Origin of the sequence: Streptomyces phaeochromogenes (genome assembly GCF_001418655.1) — a bacterium.
In the GTDB taxonomy this organism is placed as follows: domain Bacteria; phylum Actinomycetota; class Actinomycetes; order Streptomycetales; family Streptomycetaceae; genus Streptomyces; species Streptomyces phaeochromogenes.
In genome coordinates, this window is sequence record NZ_LIQZ01000407.1 from 1 (window position 1) to 3,719 (window position 3,719).

Consider the following 3,719-nt stretch of genomic DNA (forward strand, 5'->3'; position numbering starts at 1 on the left):
ACATGGGGCCGAGGCGGCCCTGCATGTGGGCCATCACCTTGTGTTCCGTCTGACCGACGATCAGCGGGAAGGTGAGGAACACGACGAAGACGATCAGGAGTCGCAGGGCGACGTCGAGCACGTCGTTCACTGCCGGCCTCCTGGGGGGTTTTCGTCGTCGGTGGGGCTGGGGTTCGGGGTAGGGCTGGGGGTTGATTCGGCTTCAGGAGCTTCCGCGGGCTCGGTCGGCTCGGATTCCGGAGTGCTCTCGGGGTCCGGTGCCGGCTGCTCGGTCGGTGGCGGCTTCTCCGTGGCGGAGTTCTGGTCGGCCTCGTCGAAGGCGGGGCGGGCGTGGTGCCAGGGAGCGTCCGAGCTGCGGGGGCCTGCCGACCGGCCGTCGCCGGATTGGTCGGCGGGGGTGGCAGGAGCGTCAGGTGTGGCTGGTGCGGCTGGTGTGGCAGGCGCCTGGCGTTGGGACGCCGAGCCTTCGCCCGCGCTGCGCGCTCTGCGCGGGGACGCGGGTGCCGGGGCGGGCGCCGGTTCTGATGCCGGCGCGGCTTCGGCGCCCTCGGCCGGGGCAACCCCTGTGGTGGGGGCCGGGGCTTGGGCCGCCTCCGAAACAGGAGCGGGAGCGGGAGCCGACGCAGTTGCCTCGCCCGTGGCCGGAGAGTCGGTGCGGCGCTGGGTCGCCGAGCCCTCGCTCACACTGCGGGCCCGTCGGGCCGTGGGCCGAGCCTCAGCTGCCGAACCGCCGCCCTCCGTGGACGCGGCACCACCATCCTGCGCACCACCGGACGCAGCGGCCCCGGCCTGCGCACCACCGGACCGGGCACCCGCAGCCTGCGCACCACCGGAAGCAGCACCCCGAGGCTGCGCGCCCGTGGACGCGGCACCCTCAGCAGCTGTGCCCGGCGCAGCCGCCTGGCTCGCTGAGCCCTCTCCCGCCGTGCGGGCCCGCCGCACCGGGCGGTCGCCTGCGGCGCGTGCGGCGCCGCGGGCCGGGCGGGCCGGGGCAGGCGGGAGTTGGCCCTTGAGGGGGCCCCACTCGTTGGGGTCGGGAACGCCCGGCGGGAGCATCTGGCGGCGCTTCGGGCCGCCGTGTTCCGACTCGCCTGGTTCCTTCGCGCCCGGCCAGGCCTTGGCCACGCGGGCGGCCAGGACGAAGTCCTTGCGGAGGGGGTGGCCCTCGAAACCCTCGGGGAGGAGGAGCGGATCCAGGCCGGGGTGGCCTTCGAAGGTGACGCCGAACATCTCGTGGGTCTCGCGTTCGTGCCAGGCGGCGCCCGCGTAGACCCCGACGGCGGAGGGGAGTACGGGGGCGTCGTGCGGGACGGTCGTCCGTACGAGGAGGCGGCGGACCGGAGCGAGGGCGACGACGTGGGCCGAGACGCGGAAACCGGTGCCGGGTTCGTCGACGGCACTGAGCCAGTCGAAGTACGTACAGCCGAGTTCGTCGCGCGCGGCCTCCAGGGAGGCGAGCCAGGACGTCGGCGGTACGTCGACCGTCAGGACCTCGTACGACTCCTCTGCCGTGGTGTCCGGGCCGAAGAGTTCCTCGACGGGGGCGGGGAGCCAACCGGTCATCGGGCGTCCCCCGTGGCCGACGGCGGTGTGGACGACTGCGCGGACGGAGGCTGTACGAGGCCGCTCTGGAGGGCGGCCGTGGAGGGGCGGGAGGTTCCGTAGCGGTCCCCCAGCGACTCCCGGGCGATCTTCTCCTGGAGCTTGAGGATGCCCTGGAGGAGGGCCTCGGGCCGGGGCGGGCAGCCGGGGACGTAGACGTCGACGGGGATGATCTGGTCGACGCCCTTCGTCACGGAGTACGAGTCCCAGTACGGGCCGCCGCAGTTGGAGCAGGCGCCGAAGGAGATGACGTACTTCGGCTCGGGCATCTGCTCGTACAGGCGCTTCACGGCCGGGGCCATCTTGTCGGTGACCGTGCCGGACACGACCATCAGGTCGGCCTGGCGAGGGCCCGGCGCGAACGGGATGACACCGAGGCGGATGAAGTCGTGGCGGGCCATCGACGCCGCGATGAACTCGATCGCGCAGCAGGCGAGGCCGAAGTTGAAGACCCAGAGCGAGTAGCGGCGGCCCCAGTTCAGGACCACCTTCATCGGCTCGGGGGCGAGGCGGGAGAGCACGCCCAGGCGCTTCGGTTCCGGCAGGAGCACCGGCTCGGGAGCCGAAGTGGCCGGAGTGTCCGAAGCGGCCGAAGTCGCCGAGGAGGTCGCGTCCGGGTGCGGACGGGTCACGTCCATGTGAGGACGCCCTTCTTGTATGCGTACAGCAGGCCCACGGCCAGGAAGCCGAGGAAGATGAACATCTCCACGAGGGTCGCCGCGCCGTAGCCCGGCGCGGCGAAGACCGTCGCCCAGGGGAAGAGGAAGATCGAGTCGACGGCGAAGATCACGTAGAGGAAGGCGTAGACGTAGTAGCGGACCTGGGTGTGGGCCCAGCCCTCGCCGACGGGGTCGACGCCGCATTCGTACGTCATGAGCTTCTCGGGCGTCGGAACGACGGGCCGCAGCAGACGGCCCGCTCCGAAGGCGACGGCGACGAACAGCACGCCGACCACGGCGAGCAGTCCGACGACCGAATAGGACTCGAAATAGTCCGCCGCGTAGTCCGTCGCGAGGACGGTCCCGGCTGTCTCGGCGGCCCCAGCGGTCCCGGTCGCCACGACCATGGTCGGTTCCGGCACGTCCGCCCCTCGCTCCCTGACCTCGGATGACCCCGTACTGACTACGCGCCGACTACGCGTGCGCCGTGCGATGCGCGGTGCGATGCGCCGCGTTCGACGATCTGTACGCACCGGAGTCTAGGGCCTGATAAAGAGACGGTAAGCAGCCCGTCACGGGTAGGCATGATGCGAGGGCTTTCCCAGGCCGCGCTCCGGTCGCCTTCCGGCCGTGCTCCGGTGGCCCTGCGGCTGCCTTCCGAACGTCTTCCGGCCGTCCGCCGGGCGCCTTCCAGCCGTCTTTCGGGCACCCATCGGCCGGTCTCCACCCCCTCTCGCACCGTCCCCGGTCGTCGTGGAGGCCGGGGATGGTGGGGTTTACCCCAGGGGATCCGGGCGGTCCACCTCATGGCGCGGGGGCCCGCGGCCCGGCAGGCTGGCGCCTATGACCGAACGCATTCTGGCCGCCGACACTGCGGACGGCGCCACCGACCGGCCGCCACCCGCGCGCTTCGCGTACGACCGGCACACCTGGAAGGAGATCGCGCATCTCCTGGCCAACCTGCCGGTTTCGCTCGTCGGGTTCACGTATGTGGTGACCGTGCTGTTCACGGGTGCCTTCCTGACCCTGACGGTGATCGGGTTTCCGCTGCTCGCGGCCGGACTGATGGGCGCGCGCCAGCTGGGCAAGCTGGAGCGGGGCCGGGCCAGAGGGCTGCTCGGGGTGCGGGTCGACGAGCCGAGCCCGCTGCCGTTGCGCGGGCAGGGCGGGTTCTTCGCGCAGCTGTGGATGTCGCTGAAGGACCCGGTCGGCTGGCGCACGGTGCTGTACGAGTTCATGCGGCTGCCGTGGGGCCTGGTCACCTTCACCGTCACCCTGGTCTCGTTGTTCGTGCTGTGGCCGGTGCTTCCGTACATCGCGCGGGGACTGGCCAACGCGGACCGGGCGATGGTGCGTGGGCTGCTCTCGCCCTCGGACGAGCTGGAGCGGCGGATCGCCGAGCTGGAGTCCGACCGGGGCGTGGTCGTCGACACGGCCGCGGCCGACCTGCGGCGCATC

The 3,719-nt window shown here is 72.1% G+C and carries 4 protein-coding genes and 1 pseudogene; 1 reads left to right on the forward strand and 4 read right to left on the reverse strand.

The features are described 5' to 3' along the window. The 4 genes and pseudogenes from AOK17_RS50440 to AOK17_RS40870 all read right to left on the reverse strand — a co-directional run. Nucleotides 1-130, reverse strand: a pseudogene (locus AOK17_RS50440) (NADH-quinone oxidoreductase subunit H); the annotation flags it as partial. Continuing rightward, entirely contained in the window at nucleotides 127-1,563 is a 1,437-nt protein-coding gene (locus AOK17_RS50445) for an NADH-quinone oxidoreductase subunit C (RefSeq protein ID WP_055617707.1), read from the reverse strand. The pseudogene AOK17_RS50440 and the gene AOK17_RS50445, both read right to left, overlap by 4 nt. Further along, a complete protein-coding gene (locus AOK17_RS40865; protein ID WP_055617708.1) occupies nucleotides 1,560-2,240 on the reverse strand; it encodes an NADH-quinone oxidoreductase subunit B in 681 nt (226 codons plus the stop codon). Before AOK17_RS40865 ends, AOK17_RS50445 begins: the two co-directional genes overlap by 4 nt. Beyond that, complete coding sequence (locus AOK17_RS40870) at nucleotides 2,231-2,683, reverse strand: NADH-quinone oxidoreductase subunit A (protein WP_055617709.1); 453 nt, start codon at nucleotides 2,681-2,683, stop codon at nucleotides 2,231-2,233. The genes AOK17_RS40865 and AOK17_RS40870 overlap by 10 nt, the downstream gene beginning before the upstream one ends. Nucleotides 2,684-3,104: 421 nt before the next feature. Between AOK17_RS40870 and AOK17_RS40875 the strand changes: the two genes are divergently transcribed. Beyond that, nucleotides 3,105-3,719, forward strand: a 615-nt coding sequence (locus tag AOK17_RS40875) for a sensor domain-containing protein (RefSeq protein WP_169801991.1), incomplete at its 3' end; no start/stop codon positions are given.

What these genes read in the sequence shown, in the direction of transcription:
- AOK17_RS50445 (WP_055617707.1), bottom strand. Translation starts at nt 1,563, where the DNA reads ATGACCGGTTGGCTCCCCGCCCCCGTCGAGGAACTCTTCGGCCCGGAC.
- AOK17_RS40865 (WP_055617708.1), bottom strand. Translation starts at nt 2,240, where the DNA reads ATGGACGTGACCCGTCCGCACCCGGACGCGACCTCCTCGGCGACTTCG.